This is a genomic window from Streptomyces sp. NPDC088785 (assembly GCF_044750685.1).
Taxonomy (GTDB): Bacteria; Actinomycetota; Actinomycetes; order Streptomycetales; family Streptomycetaceae; genus Streptomyces.
In genome coordinates this window covers 15,568-31,312 of sequence record NZ_JBIVKH010000009.1, presented here as the reverse complement: position 1 = coordinate 31,312, position 15,745 = coordinate 15,568, and the positions used below count along the sequence as shown (strand labels likewise).

17 protein-coding genes are annotated in these 15,745 nt (G+C 71.3%); 9 read left to right on the top strand and 8 right to left on the bottom strand.

Annotated elements, in window-relative coordinates; all coding sequences use genetic code 11:
* Positions 1-30 precede the first annotated feature (30 nt).
* Positions 31-720 carry a pyridoxamine 5'-phosphate oxidase family protein gene (locus tag ACIP5K_RS23565; RefSeq protein ID WP_401412349.1) on the top strand — a complete coding sequence of 230 codons (690 nt, stop codon included), beginning with the start codon at positions 31-33 and terminating at the stop codon, positions 718-720.
* A complete protein-coding gene (locus ACIP5K_RS23560; protein ID WP_401412347.1) occupies positions 720-1,364 on the top strand; it encodes an FMN-binding negative transcriptional regulator in 645 nt (214 codons plus the stop codon). The genes ACIP5K_RS23565 and ACIP5K_RS23560 overlap by 1 nt, the downstream gene beginning before the upstream one ends.
* Positions 1,365-1,471: 107 nt before the next feature.
* On the opposite strand, the gene ACIP5K_RS23555 is transcribed toward ACIP5K_RS23560, so the two are convergent.
* Both ACIP5K_RS23555 and ACIP5K_RS23550 read right to left on the bottom strand, forming a co-directional pair.
* Entirely contained in the window at positions 1,472-2,515 is a 1,044-nt protein-coding gene (locus tag ACIP5K_RS23555; RefSeq protein WP_401412345.1) for an EamA family transporter, read from the bottom strand.
* 283 nt (positions 2,516-2,798) lie between these two features.
* Entirely contained in the window at positions 2,799-3,311 is a 513-nt protein-coding gene (locus ACIP5K_RS23550) for a Clp protease N-terminal domain-containing protein (protein WP_401412343.1), read from the bottom strand.
* Between the two features lie 212 nt (positions 3,312-3,523).
* Here ACIP5K_RS23550 and ACIP5K_RS23545 point away from each other — a divergent pair, with 212 nt between their 5' ends.
* Both ACIP5K_RS23545 and ACIP5K_RS23540 read left to right on the top strand, forming a co-directional pair.
* The gene (locus ACIP5K_RS23545) at positions 3,524-3,712 is read left to right on the top strand and encodes a hypothetical protein (protein ID WP_401412341.1); all 189 of its coding nucleotides are present in this window, start codon (positions 3,524-3,526) and stop codon (positions 3,710-3,712) included.
* A 111-nt stretch (positions 3,713-3,823) separates the two neighbouring features.
* The gene (locus tag ACIP5K_RS23540; protein ID WP_401412339.1) at positions 3,824-4,252 is read left to right on the top strand and encodes an SRPBCC family protein; all 429 of its coding nucleotides are present in this window, start codon (positions 3,824-3,826) and stop codon (positions 4,250-4,252) included.
* A 105-nt stretch (positions 4,253-4,357) separates the two neighbouring features.
* On the opposite strand, the gene ACIP5K_RS23535 is transcribed toward ACIP5K_RS23540, so the two are convergent.
* Positions 4,358-4,969 carry a PadR family transcriptional regulator gene (locus tag ACIP5K_RS23535; RefSeq protein WP_401412766.1) on the bottom strand — a complete coding sequence of 204 codons (612 nt, stop codon included), beginning with the start codon at positions 4,967-4,969 and terminating at the stop codon, positions 4,358-4,360.
* A 384-nt stretch (positions 4,970-5,353) separates the two neighbouring features.
* Here ACIP5K_RS23535 and ACIP5K_RS23530 point away from each other — a divergent pair, with 384 nt between their 5' ends.
* Complete coding sequence (locus ACIP5K_RS23530; protein ID WP_401412337.1) at positions 5,354-5,815, top strand: DUF2199 domain-containing protein; 462 nt, start codon at positions 5,354-5,356, stop codon at positions 5,813-5,815.
* Positions 5,816-6,581: 766 nt separating this feature from the next.
* On the opposite strand, the gene ACIP5K_RS23525 is transcribed toward ACIP5K_RS23530, so the two are convergent.
* Positions 6,582-7,091, bottom strand: coding sequence for a hypothetical protein (locus ACIP5K_RS23525; RefSeq protein ID WP_401412335.1), 510 nt, complete (start codon positions 7,089-7,091; stop codon positions 6,582-6,584).
* 38 nt (positions 7,092-7,129) lie between these two features.
* On the bottom strand, positions 7,130-7,483 hold the full coding sequence (locus tag ACIP5K_RS23520; protein WP_401412333.1) for a hypothetical protein: 354 nt from the start codon (positions 7,481-7,483) through the stop codon (positions 7,130-7,132).
* Positions 7,484-7,808: 325 nt separating this feature from the next.
* Here ACIP5K_RS23520 and ACIP5K_RS23515 point away from each other — a divergent pair, with 325 nt between their 5' ends.
* Positions 7,809-8,105 (top strand): hypothetical protein, encoded by a 297-nt coding sequence (locus ACIP5K_RS23515; RefSeq protein WP_401412332.1) that lies wholly within the window; start codon positions 7,809-7,811, stop codon positions 8,103-8,105.
* Here the strand turns inward: ACIP5K_RS23515 and ACIP5K_RS23510 are convergent.
* The gene (locus tag ACIP5K_RS23510) at positions 8,071-8,640 is read right to left on the bottom strand and encodes an Imm21 family immunity protein (RefSeq protein ID WP_401412764.1); all 570 of its coding nucleotides are present in this window, start codon (positions 8,638-8,640) and stop codon (positions 8,071-8,073) included. The two genes, ACIP5K_RS23515 and ACIP5K_RS23510, sit on opposite strands and share 35 nt — an antisense overlap.
* Positions 8,641-8,965: 325 nt before the next feature.
* Between ACIP5K_RS23510 and ACIP5K_RS23505 the strand changes: the two genes are divergently transcribed.
* Together ACIP5K_RS23505 and ACIP5K_RS23500 are read left to right on the top strand one after the other, a co-directional pair.
* Positions 8,966-9,781, top strand: coding sequence for a PhzF family phenazine biosynthesis protein (locus tag ACIP5K_RS23505; protein WP_401412330.1), 816 nt, complete (start codon positions 8,966-8,968; stop codon positions 9,779-9,781).
* A gap of 258 nt (positions 9,782-10,039) precedes the next feature.
* Complete coding sequence (locus ACIP5K_RS23500) at positions 10,040-11,314, top strand: M48 family metallopeptidase (protein WP_401412328.1); 1,275 nt, start codon at positions 10,040-10,042, stop codon at positions 11,312-11,314.
* Between the two features lie 34 nt (positions 11,315-11,348).
* On the opposite strand, the gene ACIP5K_RS23495 is transcribed toward ACIP5K_RS23500, so the two are convergent.
* Positions 11,349-12,161, bottom strand: coding sequence for a CPBP family intramembrane glutamic endopeptidase (locus tag ACIP5K_RS23495; RefSeq protein ID WP_401412762.1), 813 nt, complete (start codon positions 12,159-12,161; stop codon positions 11,349-11,351).
* Between the two features lie 178 nt (positions 12,162-12,339).
* On the opposite strand from ACIP5K_RS23495, the gene ACIP5K_RS23490 reads away from it, so the two are divergent.
* On the top strand, positions 12,340-14,112 hold the full coding sequence (locus ACIP5K_RS23490) for a substrate-binding domain-containing protein (RefSeq protein WP_401412326.1): 1,773 nt from the start codon (positions 12,340-12,342) through the stop codon (positions 14,110-14,112).
* Here the strand turns inward: ACIP5K_RS23490 and ACIP5K_RS23485 are convergent, their stop codons facing one another.
* Positions 14,113-15,633 (bottom strand): glutamate-cysteine ligase family protein, encoded by a 1,521-nt coding sequence (locus tag ACIP5K_RS23485; protein WP_401412324.1) that lies wholly within the window; start codon positions 15,631-15,633, stop codon positions 14,113-14,115.
* Between the last annotated feature and the right edge of the window lie 112 nt (positions 15,634-15,745).

Sequence of the window (15,745 nt, the reverse complement as noted above, 5' to 3'; positions counted from 1 at the left end):
AGTTTGCACTAGTGCAATGGAGTTCGCAACATGAGTACGGCCGCCGAGCAGCAGTCGCAGCCCCAGCCCGACGCCTACACCCCCACGGACCGCACGGTTCCCACCCGGTCCAAGGAACGCGCCTCCTACGACCGCGCCCTCGTGCACGCGATACTCGACGAGGCCTACGTCTGCCACCTCGGCTTCGTGCGCGACGGCGCCCCGGTGGTGCTGCCGACCCTCTTCGGCCGGGTCGGCGACCGGCTCTACGTCCACGGCTCCACCGGTTCGCGCCCGCTGCGCATGGCGGGGCAGCAGGACCCGGGGCTCGCGGTCTGCCTGACGGTGACGCACGTCGACGGCCTGGTCCTGGCCCGCTCGGCGTTCCACCACTCCATCAACTACCGCTCGGTGGTCATCCACGGCACGGCGCACCCGGTCACGGACGCGGACGAGAAGCGGCGGGCGCTCGACGCCCTCGTGGACCACGTCGTACCGGGCCGGGCCGCCGACTCGCGCCCCGCCAACGCCAAGGAGCTCGCCGCGACCTCCGTGCTCAGCCTCGATCTGGCCGAGGTCTCGGCGAAGCTGCGCACCGGCGGACCGAACGACGAGCCCGAGGACCTGGACCTGCCGCACTGGTCGGGCGTGGTCCCGCTCCGGAAGGGCTACGACCCCGTGGTCCCGTCGACCGACCTCGCCGCCGGCATCGACGTCCCGGACTATCTGCGGGACCTGTGATGCTGATCCACCCCTGGGACGCGGCACGCGCCGACACCGAGTGGCACGCGTGGCTCGCCGCCCACGACTTCGGGCAGCTCGCGGTGAACGGCCTGCCGGGCGAGCCCCCGTCCGTCCAGCCGATGCACTTCGCGTACGAGGCGGGGCGCGGCCCGTACGGCGAGGTCGTCGCCCACCTGGCCCGCCCGAACCCGGTGTGGCCCGCCCTGGCGGCCGACCCCGAGGTGCTGCTGAGCGTCGTCGACGACTACGCCTTCGTCCGGGGCCCGTGGCAGGCGCTGCCCGGCGACCCGCCCGAACACGGCACGCCGACCAGTGTCTACACCGCCGTGCAACTGCGCTGCACCGCGCACGTCGTGGACGACCCCGAGGAGAAGGCCGCGCTGCTCAACCGTCAGCTGGGCCACTTCCAGCCGCCCGGCATGTCCGCCGCCGCGGCCGTCGGTGCGGCGCCGTACGGGCGGCTGCTCGCCGGGATCCGCGGGCTCCGGCTGGACGTCACGGAGGTCCGCGCCAAGTTCAAGTACGCGGGCCACAAGCCGGAGGAGGTCCAGGACCGGATCGCCCGGGGGCTGGCCGATCGCGGCGACCCCCGCGACGCCGCCGCGCTCGCGGCGCAGGAGCGGCGCCGCCGGGAGGCGTAGGAGCGGCACGCGCGCTACGGGCGCGGCCCCCGTGCCCGCCGTGGCCCTGCCGCACCCGGCGAGCGACTGCACTGCGCCGTGTGCGGTGCCGCCGGGGCCGGCACGGGTCAGACGGAGCTCTTCTCCGGGGACAGCACGGTGTCGGGCTCGACGGCGGCGGGCGGCGCGGCCGTCTTCGACGACTGGGCGATGAACGCCCCGACCAGCACCACGGCCCCGCCGACCAGTTGCGGCGGTGACAGGTGCTCGCCGAGCAGGATCCAGGCGAGGACGGTCGCGACGACCGCCTCCAGGCAGGCCACCACCCCCGCCACCTGGGGCGAGAGCCGCCGCACCGAGACCACGCCGGTGACGTACGCGACGACGGTGGCGAGCAGCACGATCCAGCACAGCAGCAGCCAGGCGGGCACGGCGGTGCCGTCCATGTCGGCGCTGCCCGCGAGGACCGACCAGTCCATGCCCCAGGGCCGGGCGACGACGGTGAGCAGCACCGCGCCGAGCAGCAGCCCGTACGCGATCACACCGAGCGGATCGGGGACGCCTCGCCCGCGCTCGTCGGCGTCGCTGCCCTGGTCGGACAGGACGAAGTAGCCGACCTGGCAGCAGGCGGCGCCCAGCGCGAGCAGCAGCCCGAGTACGTCGAAGCTGAGCCCCGACCACACCTCGACGACGCAGGCCAGACCGCCGACGGCGAGGACCACGCCGAGCGCCGCGGCCCGCGTCACGGGCTTGCGCTGCACGAACCGCACCCAGCCGAGCACCAGCGCGGGCGCCAGGTACTCGACCAGCAGGGCGACCCCGACCGGGATGCGGGAGATCGCGGCGAAGTAGCACGCCTGGACCCCGGCGACGGCGAGCAGGCCGAACCCGGCCAGCAGCAGCGGCCGTTCGCGGACCAGCGCGCGGTGCCGCCAGGCGACGGGCAGCATCACGAGCGCGGCCCCGGCGACCCGCAGCCACACCACGTGGAGCGAGTCGAGCCCCGCCTCGATCAGCGGCTTCGCGGCGACGCCCGAACCGCCGAAGGCGAGCGCGGAGACCAGCGCGAGCCCGAGCCCGAAGCCCCGCCCGGCTGCCGCCCCGCTCCCCGGTGCCGCACTCCCCCGCGCCGTCGCGGAGCCCTGAGATCCCTGTGACCCGTGCATCGGCACATCATGACAGGACCCGTCATGACCGTCACCCCGGATGACGCCTGTCTCACGGCCCGGACACTGGCATCCGCCGATACCCGTAGATACCCGTAGATGCCTTTAGATGCCCGTAGATACCGTCGGAGATGACCCAACAGCCGTCGACAGCGCCGCATACCAGTGAAAACCACGCCGACTCACACCACCCGCCGGCCCACCACACCACCCGGCAGCGCGGCTCGACCACCGGCGCGCCCCGTCCCCCGACGCCCGCCCCACCGGCCGGCTCCCGCCACCCGCCGACTCAGCTCAGGCGCCGCCGCAGCCCGTCGACGTCCACGCCGGCCCGGCCGAGCACCTCGACGGCCCGCGACTCCTCCACCGTCGCGAGCGCCGCCAGGACATCGACCCCGCGCGCCCGCTCGTCACCGCGCTCCGCGGCCCGCCGGGTGCCCGCCTCCATCGCGGCGGCCGCGACCGGCGACCATCCCGGGGCGCCGCCGCGGACCACGGGCACGGCGCCGGAGTCCTCCAGGGCGCCCTGCCACTGGAGCCCGTAACCGATGCTGCGCTGGACGAGATAGCCGAGCAGCCGTACGACCTGCTCGCCGTCGGCGAAGGCGGCGCGCACGTCGGGGTCGGCCTCCAGGAGGGAGTGCAGCAGATGCGCGGAGTCGACCTGCCGGTCCCCGTCCCGGACCGCGCGCCGCCGGGCCCCCGCGACGACCAGGGCCAGCTCGTCACTGAGCGGGGCGTCGTCGGGATCGGGCACGAGGTGGCCGCACGCGTCGGCGCCGGACGGGGAAGAACTTTGCACGTACCCCACCCCATCAGGCGCGATGCACGCGAGCATCCCCGGAGGGGAGCATCTTCGCGTCCGACGCAAGGTGGGCACGGACGGGTGGCGTCTCCTCCTTGCGGATGACGTCCGCGGAGGACGTCCGCGGGTCCGCCCCTCAGGGGCGCGCGCCCCTGCGCACCGCGCCGCGCACGCAACCGCGCCCCCCGCGCTCCTCGTCCGTCACAGTCATGGAGAGCAGGTGCTGGCTCGTGGCGCTGCCCGCGACGGACGGCTGGCTCTACGTGTACCGGGTGTACGCCCCGGCCGACGCGCTGCCCGCGGATCTGTTCTGGGACGCCTGGCACTGCCACGACGAGGGCCCGCATCCACGCGCGTACGACGTCTTCGACGCGGCGGAGATCCAGCTCCTGGACTGAGCGCACGGATCACGCGGTTCTGACGGTTCATCAGTATTGAATGTTCGACGCCGCCCGGCTACGTTCCGCGACGACGCATCATGGCTCACTACTCGTCAAAGGGGTGGCCGCATGGCCGAAGTCAGCGCGGAAGCACGCATCGAGGCACCGGCCGAGAAGGTCTGGGCCACGCTCACCGACTTCTCCGTGTACGGGGAGTGGAACGCCACCCACACCAGCTTCCCCAAGGGCCCCCCGACGCACCTGGAGGTGGGCGGCCGGTTCGAGGAGAACATGAAGCTGATGGGCTTCCCGGCGGAGGTCACCTGGACCGTCGAGGACCTGGCGGACGCCCGCACCCTGGCGATCAGGGGCAAGGGCCCGATGGGCGTGAACGTCGGCACGCGCTACACGCTGACCGCGGACGGTGCGGCGACGGCGGTCCGGGTCGACGGCGAGTTCACGGGTGCGGCCGTCTCGCTGATGGCGGGCAAGCTGAAGGACTCGGCGACCGCGGCGCTCAACGAGTCGCTGCGCAAGCTGGCCGGCCTGGTGGCGTGACTCCGGGCGTCCCCGCACACGCACACGAAGAGGCGCCCCGCACTTCTTGTACGGGACGCCTCTTCAGCTGTCTGCCCCCGGCCTCGGCCTGGGCCCGCACCGGGCTCAGTCCTCGTTGGCGAGGATCAGGTACAGCTTCTTGCGTGCTTCGTTGATGACGCCGACGGCCTGCTCGCGCTGGCCCTTGCTGCCGGTCTTCCAGACCTGGCCGAACGCCTCCATCAGACCGAAGCCGGCCTGCCGGATCTCGTTCATGGCCTCCCAGTCGACGCCGCGGCCGGCCTCCTCCCAGGGGGCCTCGGGGCCCTCCTCGGCGGCGGTGGCGCCCGCGTCGGTGAGCGAGAACAGCTTCTTGCCACCCTCACTGGCGCTGGCGATCAGGCCCTCGTCCTCCAGCAGCTGGAGCGTCGGGTAGACCGAGCCGGGGCTCGGCTTCCACGCGCCGCCGCTGCGCTCGGCGATCTCCTGGATCATCTCGTAGCCGTGCATCGAGCGGTCCTTGAGCAGCGCCAGGATCGAGGCGCGCACGTCGCCGCGCCGGGCCCTGCCGCGCGGGCCGCCACCGCGCCCGCCTCGACCGCCCCAGGGGCCGCCGGGGCCGGGTCCGAAGCCGGGCCCGAAGGGTCCGAACGCCCGCCGCTCCTCGAATCCGGGCCGACCTTCGTGGTGACCGGGTCCAAAATGTCCATGTCCGTGGTCGTGTCCGTGGGTACGCATGGGAATCAGTCCTTTCGCAAACTGATCGTGGGTTTCGATGACCGCGATCATTGACCGATCGCGATGCCTCAACGATATATCGGAACAGTTCGTTTGGCAACAGGGCCCGATCCTCGTGCTGCACGACTGACCTGTCTTAGCGAAGGTTGCGAAGGTCTCAACGAAGGTGTTCGGATCCGACTTCGTCTCAGTGACCATGCCGTCTCGACCGTTCGTCTCAGCGAATCTGCTCTGGCGAGGGGCTCCAGGTGACGCAGTCTCAGGCCCGTACTGACACCTTGTCCTGCGGATCCCTGTTGGGGTGACGGTGGTGACGCACTTTCCCCCGATCTCTCTGCAGACTCAGGCGGGGCCTGACAGCGAGGTGCGTCGCACTCGCTGTCGATGAACTACTCGGCCACGGCTCCCTACTACGGGGACCCCAGCTTCACCGACACAGACGACAGCCTGCTCTCCTCCGACCAGTGCGTGATCAAGGCTGAGCACTATGTCGTTAAGGGGCTGGTCGAGATACCAGTCATAGGCAGTGACGATGTGTTCTCATGGGCCGTCTGGGCGTCCCTGAGCAGGGAGAACTTCTCCCGCGCGGCAGACATGTGGGAGACACCCGGACGCGAGGCCGAGAGTCCGTACTTCGGGTGGTTGTCCACCGAACTCTCGCCGTACTCGCCGAGCACCATCAACCTGAAGACGCACGTCCACATACGTCCTGTCGGTCAGCGTCCCTTCATCGAGCTGGAGCCCACCGACCATCCCCTCGCCGTCGAACAACGCAACGGCATCACGCTGGATCGCGTTCGCGAAATCGCCGAGGCTGTTCTCCACCCCACCCGCGGGGACCCCTGATCCGAGCCGCTCCGTGCATCGCCTGATGAATCAGCTTCGTCGGACTAACTACCGGCGGCAGTGGCCCTGCGGCGGCGCTTGGCCTTCTCCCGGCAACTCCTTGAGCACCATTGAGGTGCTGTGCCGAGCTCGTTTCGCTCGATGAGCTCCTGGCAGTGCCCACAGGTCCGGATTCTGTAGGGAGCCGGGTCGAGTCCTCGGTGGGCTCGTTGCCTGCATCGCCTAAAGCACCAGCGACGCATACCGGTACTGGGCCTGCTTTTCGGGAACGGCTCGTGACAGAACTCGCACCGATCCGCCAGTGGCTGGGTGAACTTTGCCGGTGAGGCAATGCGACTCCAGCGGCTTGCCTGCAGCCGGCAGGTGGCTGAGCACGTCCGACGGTGGGCGTATGCGCCTGGAGGCAGGGGCTTCTCACAGGCCATGCAGAGACGGGTCTCCTGAACGCTCCGGCCGTCATCGGAGCGGGGTCGTGGCAGCATCTCCATCACGCTGGCGTTGAAGGTAGGCGGTGCGGCGGCATGCCGATGAACAGAGCCGGTGGCGTTGTCCGATCTGAATCTTCATCGGCTTCTCGCAGATCCGGCAGGACGCCGTGGTTTGCCGTCGACCCGTGATTGCGGCGAGGCCGGCCCACGACGGTTTACCCCGGGGGCCAGGCGGTTCGTTGAGGAACCTCCGCAGGTAGAGGGGTGGGAGGTGGTTGGCCTGCGCAAGACGCCGGATGAACATGGGACCGCCCTCCCCCGCCTTCGGCCGGACCTGCTCACGGGTGTAGGTCGTCCTCGGCCGCTTGGCGGAGAAGATCTCCGCACGTGCGCGCCGGTCGCTGCTCGTGGGTGGCAAGGTCCAGCAGGATGCTGCGCAGTTCCCTGCTCAGCCGGAACAGCTGGCGGCTGTACTTCCCGCCGGAGTAGGCATACAGGCGCAAGAGAGCAAGTCCTTGCTCGTCGCGAGCGTCGACAGGAGCATCGGGGACCCCAACGAGCAGTTCGAATTCCTGTTTCCCCGTGGCCACATCTGCCACGGCACTCAGGGGCAGGGAAGCGAGCTTGGCAACGGACGCAGCGGACGAGGCGACTTCAACCGCAGCAACCTGGGCCGCCAGAGCGGCAAAGACCTCCAGGAGGTACTCGCCCTCGGTGATCTGGATGTCCCAGGCCCTCAACGTGTCGTGACGGCGGGCCCGCCCAAACTCCTGCCGGTCCGCCATGGGCAACAGAACGCGCCCGAAGTGCACGCACTGATGCCAGAGCAGCCTGTGATCCAAGCTCACGTCGTCCTCTCTTCGACTGCAAGCCCTCCATTCTTCCGCTATGAGCAGCCTATGGACAGAAGGGAGCTGTTCACGGCGCCCGTTCCTACCCGGCCGTCGCTGGCGACGAAGGAGCCGACTGTGGAGGTGCGCCAGCTCACTTTCGGGTCACCGGAGTGGCTCACACAGGTGGCTGTCGAGGTCGAGGTGCGCGCTGGCGGCGCGCAATTGTGCTGGCGCGATGTGGCAGCTGTCATCCACATGTTGGAGAAGTTGTTGTAGAACTCAAGATCGGCCTCGCTGGAGCAGGCCACAGGCCCGCCCGAACACGTCTTGATGCCGCCGACGCCCGTCATCTTCGAGCCGCTGTGGTTGGGCTTGATGGCGTTGAAGGTACAGCTGATGCTCTGCATGGAAGACGATCCCGGCAAGACCACCGTGGCCTCCGGCGGGTACGGGTTTGACGGAGGATCCGCCAGTGCGCCCTGCGTGCCCGCGGCGGTCAGTACCACTCCCAGGGCGAATGCTCCGAAAACGGATCTTAATCGCATGAGTTTCTCCATGTGACGGTTGCGGCCAGACGGGACTACGCGGCACCAGACCGTAGATGTGGAACATGAGATGCAGCAGTGATGATCCAGCCACGCTCCAGGGGCTCTGACGCAGTTGATCTGCGTGCTGCACGACTACGGGATGGGCGGTTCATGATGGTGGGTCCGCGCGCGTTCCGAGCGGGAGGTGCTCGAAACGTTCGCGTGGGTCGAGGTCGTCACCGCCCCGGACGCTGTGGCCCGGTCGCGGGACGCGGGCCTGGAGGAAGTCGACATCGAGGGTCCGCTCATGCCTCCTGGGCTGGAGGGTCCGCGCGCCGAGCGTGACGCCCAGCGTGCGCAGGGGGAGCTGGCTGAGGACGGCACCGCCGTGCGCAGCGGCCCGGACGATTGGCCGTTCAACCCACCGATCGTGGACCTCTTCGACCCGGTGCTCGTGAAAGAAGAGATCAGCCGGAGCGAGTTCGAACAGCACTGGTCGTAGGAGGTCTGCGGACCGAGCCGTCCTCGGCGACGAGCCGCACCACGCCGACCCACGCGAACTCGGTCTTCGTGTGGACGGCGCGGACCCTCCACCGGCCTGCCGGAAGCCGTACGGGAGCCTGTTCCGGGCGGCCGCCCCCGGGATACTCCACGCCGAGATCCGCGCCGGCCACGGCCGAGTCCATCAGCACCGCCGGGCCGTCGACGACCCACAGGCCGCTGTCCTCCCACGGGGTGTCCGGGTCGGCCACGACCGCGTCCACCCCGGCGAACAGTTCTTCCTCCGCATCCGCTGCCAGCCAGCGCACGAAGAGCAGTTCCTCCGGCAGGAAGCACGTCGTGGCGGGTTCATCGGCCAGGACCAGCGCGGTGGCGCCCTTCCCGCGCACGGCGATCACGCCAGCCAAGTCATCGACCTCGCAAGCTCGGTCGTAGTCATCGCGGCCAGCCTCCTCACCCAGCACGGATCCGTCCTCCGTGCACCCGTCCCACGCACCGACGCAGGATTCGGGCACCACGATCAACGGCCCGCCCATGGAGCGGACCCAGACCGGCGCAGCACGGTCGCCGCGAGCACGATCGCCGCTAGTACGGTCGCTGCGAGTACGGTCGCCGCGATCAGATCCAAGGGCATCGTCCATGCGCGCAGTCTGCCGCCTGCCACTGACACCCGACAGCGCACGGATGAACCCACTCGGGGTCAGTCGGCCGACCTTCGCCGACATCCCACGTCATCCCGCGTCCGAGGCACCAGATCACGTACGACAGGTCACCACCCGGCCACCCCCACGGCCCCAGCCCCCACCACGCCCACGCCCACGCCCCCGGCCAAGGCCCCCGCCATCGCCTACCGTCACTGACATGCGGATTCGAATCGTGGACGCCTTCAGCTCCCGCCCCTTCGCCGGCAACCCCGCCGGTGTCCTGCTCCTCGACGCCTTTCCCGACGACGCCTGGATGCAGAGCGTCGCGGCGGAGGTGAACCACGCCGAGACGGCCTTCGCGCACCCGCTGCCCGCGGGCGGCGACGCGGACTGGGCCCTGCGCTGGTTCACGCCCACGACAGAGGTGGCCATGTGCGGGCACGCGACCCTCGCGACCGCCCACGTGCTCCGCTCCACGGGGACGACGCACGGCCCGGTCCGGTTCGCCACCCGCAGCGGGATCCTCGTGGCCACCCCGAACGAGGACGGCTCCCTCACCCTGGACTTCCCGACCGCGCCGCTCACCGAGGAGCCGGTGCCCGACGGTCTCGCGCAGGCGCTCGGCGCCCGGCCGCTGTCCGTGCGCGACACCGGCCCCTCGGTCGGCGACCTGCTGGTCGAACTCCCCGACGAGCGCACGGTCCTGGACCTCGCCCCGGACCTCAGGGCGCTCGGCCTCCACTCCGCGCGCGGCATCATCGCCACCGCGCCCGCCGAGGACCCGGCACGGGGTTACGACTTCGTGTCCCGGTGCTTCTTCCCGAACGTCGGCGTGGCCGAGGACCCGGTGACCGGCAGCGCCCACACGGCCCTCGCCCCGTTCTGGGCCGAGCGCCTCGGCCGCACCGACCTCACGGGCCTCCAGGCGTCGGCCCGCACCGGCCTGGTCCGGGTCGCGGTGCGGGGCGGGCGCACCCTGCTCACCGGTACCGCCGTGACGGTGATCGACGGCGACCTCAACACCCGCCCCTGAACCTTCCCGAGCCGTCCCAAGTCGTCCCTACCCTCCTCCCCTCCCCTGCCCCCACCCCTCTCCACGCCCCATCACCCCGCCATCGCACCGAAATCCATGATCCCCCGGCCGGTGCCCTGTCGTATCCTCGGCGCTGACTCCGGAGCCGGGCCGCGAGCGTCGTCGCTCCGGAACCCGCTCCGGGAGCACTCACGTGCCCGGCAGGGGAGCCGGACGCGTCGACGACGGCGCCCGCGCGCCCAGGGGTGGGGAGAGACCATGACGGTTCGGAGCACGGAGACCGGGCGGGGCCAGAGATGCCCCGACTGCGACGCGGCGCTGCCCGCCGACGAGCAGTACGTCGCGTGGTGCGCCGCCTGCGACTGGAACGTCGACCCCGGCGCCCCCGACCCCGTCCCCGGACGCGCCGAGGCACTGCGCCGCCGGCTGGCACGGCGTTACGGCGAACGGCTGTTCGCCGCGATGGACGAACCCGCGCGCCGGGACCCGTCCGGCGTGCTCGCCGTGGTGGTCGCGCTCGCCGTCCACACCGTCAGCGCAGGCCTGGCCGTGGCGGGACTGCTCCTGCTCGTGCTCGGCTGGGGACACGGCGCCCTGCCCGTCATCGGCGCGCTGCTGCTGGTGCTCGGCTGCACCCTGCGGCCCCGATTCGGCAGGCTGCCGGCCGACGCCCCGGTCCTGCGGCGCCCCGACGCGCCCCGCCTCTTCGCGCTGATCGACGAGATCGCCGCCGCGGCGGGCACCACGGGCGTCGACGTGATCGTGCTCGGCCCCGACGCCGGCGCGCACGTCACCACCTACGGCATCCGGCACCGCCGCCTCCTCCACCTCGGGCTCACCCTCTGGGAGATCCTCACCCCCCAGGAACGCGTGGCGCTCCTGGGGCACGAGCTCGGCCACTTCGCCCACGGCGACCTCCGGCACACGGCGGTCGTCGCACGCGCCCTCGACACCCTCGCCCTGTGGCTCTACTTCCTCGCCCCCGGCAGCGCTCCCGGTCTCGCCCAGTGGTTCGCGAACGTCGTCATGGCCCCGCCGCGCTGGATCGCGCGCGGGCTGCTGAGCGGTCTCGACCGGCTGACGCTGCGGGCGTCCCAGCGCGCCGAGTACCTGGCCGACGGGACCGCGGCGCGCGTCGGCTCCAGCGCGGCGGCGGCCGGCCTGCTGGACCGGCTCCTCGTCACCCCGTCCGCCGACAACGCGCGGCGCCGCGAGGCGATCGTCGCGTCCCGCTCCAGCGGCTCCGCCGCCCGCCGCGAGGCGGAGGAGCACCTGTGGGAGCGCGTCGCCGCGTGCGTCGCGCTCGTCCCGGAGGTCGAGTACGAGCGTCTGCGCCGCGTCGGCGTCCGGCGCGGCCACGCCGCCGACTCCACGCATCCCCCCACCCACCTGCGCCACCGGCGCGTCACCGAGGGCGTCCAGCACGAGGCGTCGGTCCACTGCGACACGGAACGCACCGCCGCCATCGCGGCGGAACTCGCCGCGGTCCGCCGCCGCCTGGCGCAGACGGCCGTCGGCGACGCGGGCCGCTGACCGGCCTCTGGGCGCCACCGAAGCCCGGTGGCGCTCAGGCCGTGGGCAGCCAGCCCACCTTCCCCGCCAGCAGCGCGTATCCGACGAACGCGCCGACGTCCAGCAGGGTGTGGGCCACGACCAGCGGCCCGACCCGGCCCCAGCGCCGGTACAGACAGGCGAAGACGACGCCCATCGCCAGGTTGCCGAAGAAGCCGCCGATACCCTGGTACAGGTGGTACGAGCCGCGCAGGACGGACGACGCGACGAGGGCCGTGCCCGGCGTCCAGCCCAACTGCCCGAGCCTGCGCAGCAGATAGCCGACCACGATGACCTCCTCCAGCACGGCGTTCTGCGCCGCCGAGAGGATCAGCACCGGATACTTCCACCACACGTCGGGCAGCGCCTCCGGCACCACCGTGAGGTTGAACCCGAGCCCGCGCGCCGCCAGATAGAAGGCGATCCCGCAACTGCCGATCACGGCGGCGATCGCGGCGCCGCGCACCGCGTCGAACCCCGGCCGCGTACGGTCGAAGCCGAGCGTGCGCAGACTCCCGCCCTCCCTCAGCAGCAGATGCGCGACGAGCGCGACGGGCACGAGCGCGCTGGCGATCCCGAACAACTGCCACGCCAGATCCAGCCATGGTCGCCCGGGAGCCGCCGAAGCGTTGAGGGTCGCCGCCTGATCCTTCAGACCCCCCGGTTTGGTGACCGATCCGACAAAGCTGATCAGCGCGGACACGCCACTCGCACCGAGCGAAAGCCCCAGAACGAGCAGCGTCTCGTCCCGTAGGAATCGCTGTGAAAGCCGCTCGCCGGGAAAAGATCCGGCCACTGACCCTGCCTCCACCTGTACACCTGCCTTCAGTTGTGTATTCCCGCCTCATGCCTCACGCCGCCCCGCTAGGGTCTCGAATGCAGGTACGAAGATCGCGCGCGACAGGCCGAGGGGGACGGGGCGCCGCAGTCCGGCGAACCGCTCCCCTCTCTTGCTTCACCGCTTATATCGCAACTGCCTTCACGGCTCAGGGAGGGGCTCCAACGTCATGGGACGTCACAGCAGCATGCCCGACGAACACGGGACGGCCACGGCCGACCGCCGGCCGCGAGCACGCGGCCGGACGGTGGCGATCGCGACGGCCCTGGTCCTCGTCGTCGCGGCGGGCACGGCCGTGGCCCTCCGCGGCGACCTGATCCACCTCGGCGGCTCCTGTGGAAAGACGGTCCGTCTCAGCGTGGCCGCCTCCCCCGACATCGCCCCGGCGCTGCGCGCCGCGGCCACCCACGCCAAGGACGAGGAGGTGACCTCGGACGGCGCCTGCCTCGACGTGGCCGTCTCGGCCCGCGACTCGTACAAGGTCGCCGACGGCCTGCGCTCCGGCGGGGGCGGGGAGGACTTCCAGGCCTGGGTGCCGGACGCGGAGCTGTGGGTCAAGCGCGTCGAGCAGAACGACAAGGCGACGAGCGTGTCGACGACCGGCACGGTCGCCACGTCACCGATCGGCGTGGGCATGGTCCCCGCGGCCGCCAAGACCTTCGGCTTCCCCGCCAAGAAGTACAGCTGGACGGAGCTGGCGGGCGCCGCGTTCCAGGAGAACAAGCTCCGGCTGGGCGCCGCCGATCCGGCGCGCAGCGCCACGGGACTGCTCGCCCTCACCAAGCTCGCGGCGGCCTCGGCCGAGTCCGGCGACGACGGCACCCAGGCCGCCGCCATGGCGAAGATCCTCTCCCATCGCACATCCGACAGCGACGGGCAGCTGATGGACACGGTCGCCCGCGACGACTCCGGCACCGAGAGCGGCAACCCCAAGCGCAACGAGGCGCTGGTCCTCTCCGAGCAGGCCGCCTTCGCGCACAACGCCGAGGCGGACGACTCCGCGGACCTCGACCTCTTCTACCCCAAGGACGGCTCGCCGGCGCTGACCTACCCCTTCACCCTGGTCGACGAGGCCTCGCTGAGCACCGAGGAGAGCCGCGCCGCGGTCCGCTTCATGACGCTGCTCAACACCACCGAGGGACACCGGATCCTGAGCAGGTACGGGTTCCGCAGCGAGGACGACACGGCCGTGAAGTCCGTCGCCGAGGGCGCCGGCGGACGCGCGCCGCAGCCGTACGCCGAGGCCGCCGGCGAACCGGCGACGGACGAGCAGCTGGAACAGACCCTCGGCATGTGGACGATCACGGTGCAGAGCGCCCGCGTCCTGGTGGTCGTGGACGCCTCCGGCTCGATGGCGAACCCGGCGCCGGGCCGCGACGAGTCCCGGATGGAGGTGACCAAGGCGTCGATGCTGGCGGCCCTGTCCACCTCCTTCACCGACGAGGACGACATCGGCCTGTGGGAGTTCGCGACCAAGCTCGACGGCGACCGCGACTTCAAGAAGCTCGTGCCGACCGCCCGCCTCGGCGACCGCAGCGGCTCCGGCACCCAGCGCGAGCGCCTGTCCGCCGCGTTCGCCGCGCTCCAGCCGGTCCCCGACGGCGCGACGGGTCTGTACGACACGACGCTCGCCGCCTACAAGGACGCGAAGGCGACGTACAAGAAGGGCAAGTTCAACGCCGTGGTCGTGGTGACCGACGGCGTGAACGAGGACCCGGGCTCGATCTCCCGCAGCAGCCTGCTCCAGCAGTTGCAGTCGCTGACCGACGCGGAGCGGCCGGTGCCCCTCATCGCGATCGCCGTCGGCCCCCACACCGACAAGGACGAGATCGAGCAGATCGCCGAGGCCACCGGCGGCTCGGGCCACCAGGTCCGCGACCCCGCCGACATCCAGCAGGTCATCCTCAAGGCCATCATGGAGGCGGGGGCGCGGACCAACTGATCACCGCAGCGGCACGGCGGGCTCGGGCAGCCCCACGGGCCAGGTGTGGACCGGATCGCCGATGTGCATCAGCTCGGCGTACCGGCGGGTGGTCGCCGCGAGCGCCGCGTCCCGGTCCAGCCCGCTCTCCAGGGCGCGGTGGTAGGTCGCGGCCTGCCACTGCGCCCCGTTGGTCCGCCGGACGCAGCGCTCCTCGATGACCCCGAGGTAGAAGTCCCGGTCGGCGGGTTCGACCCCCCAGGCGTCGAGCCCGGCCGCGGCGAGGGGCAGCAGTTCGTCCCGTACGAGCGTCACGGCCGGGATCTCCTCGGTGCCGCCGAACCGGCCCCGGCGCGGCCACTCCAGCCGGGCCTCGATCCCGTACCGGCAGGCGGTGTCGAAGTTGCGGGACGCCGCCTCGAAGGGGAGCCGCGACCACACGGGCCGCGCGTCCTCGGCCAGCGCCCGTACGACGCCGTAGTAGAAGGCCGCGTTGGCGATGACGTCGGTGACGGTGGGACCGGCCGGCAGCACCCGGTTCTCCACCCGCAGGTGCGGCACCCCGTCGGCGACCCCGTACACCGGCCGGTTCCACCGGTACACGGTGCCGTTGTGCAGCACGAGTTCGGCGAGGCTCGGCGTCCCGCCCTTCTCGACGACCTCCAGCGGCTGTTCGTCGTCGATGAGCGGCAGCAGCGGCGGGAAGTACCGCAGGTTCTCCTCGAACAGGTCGTACGCCGAATCGATCCACCGCTCCCCGAACCAGGTCCGCGGGCGCACCCCCTGCGCGACGAGTTCCGGCGGCCGGGTGTCCGTCGACTGCTGGAACAGGGGTGGCCGCGACTCCCGCCACAGCTCGCGCCCGAACAGGAACGGCGAATTGGCACCGAGTGCGATCTGCACCCCGGCGACGGCCTGCGCCGCGTTCCACACGTCGGCGAAACGCCCCGGCGTGACCTGGAGGTGCAGCTGCACCGAGGTGCACGCCGCCTCCGGGGCGATCGAGGCCGAGGTGCAGGTCAGCCGCTCCACACCGTCGATGTCGAGGGCGAACTCCTCGCCCCGCGCGGCGACGATCTGGTCGTTGAGCAGGGTGTAGCGGTCGACGTCCGAGAGGTTCGCGGACACCAGGTCCTCCGCGCCCAGCGTCGGCAGAATGCCGATCATCACGATTCCCGCGGCGACCTCGTTGGCTTTGCGGTGCGCATATCCGAGGCCGGTCCGCAGCTCCTCCGCCAGCTGGTCGAGCACCCGGCCACCGAGCCGGTGGGGCGCGATATTCACTTCGAGATTGAACATCGCGAGTTCCGTCTGGAAATCGCGGCTCGCGATCCTCTCCAGTACTTCCGCATTCATCATTCTCGGCATGCCGTCGGGCCCGGCGAGATTCAGCTCGATCTCCAGACCCATGAGATTCTTGGGCCGGTCGAACCGCTTCTCGTCCAGCAGCCTCTGGAGCCCCTCGAGACACTCACGGTGCTTGTCCCGGTAGCGCCGCCGGTCCGTCGGATCGACCGAACCCGCAACGACCTTCTCCCCCATGGAAGTGTCCCTCCTCGCACGGGCAGCCCGACCATCCGGCCGCATGTCACGGTGGATGATGCCCAGGCGATGTGATCGATAACGCCCCGCGCGGGCCCGCGGAGCAGTACGC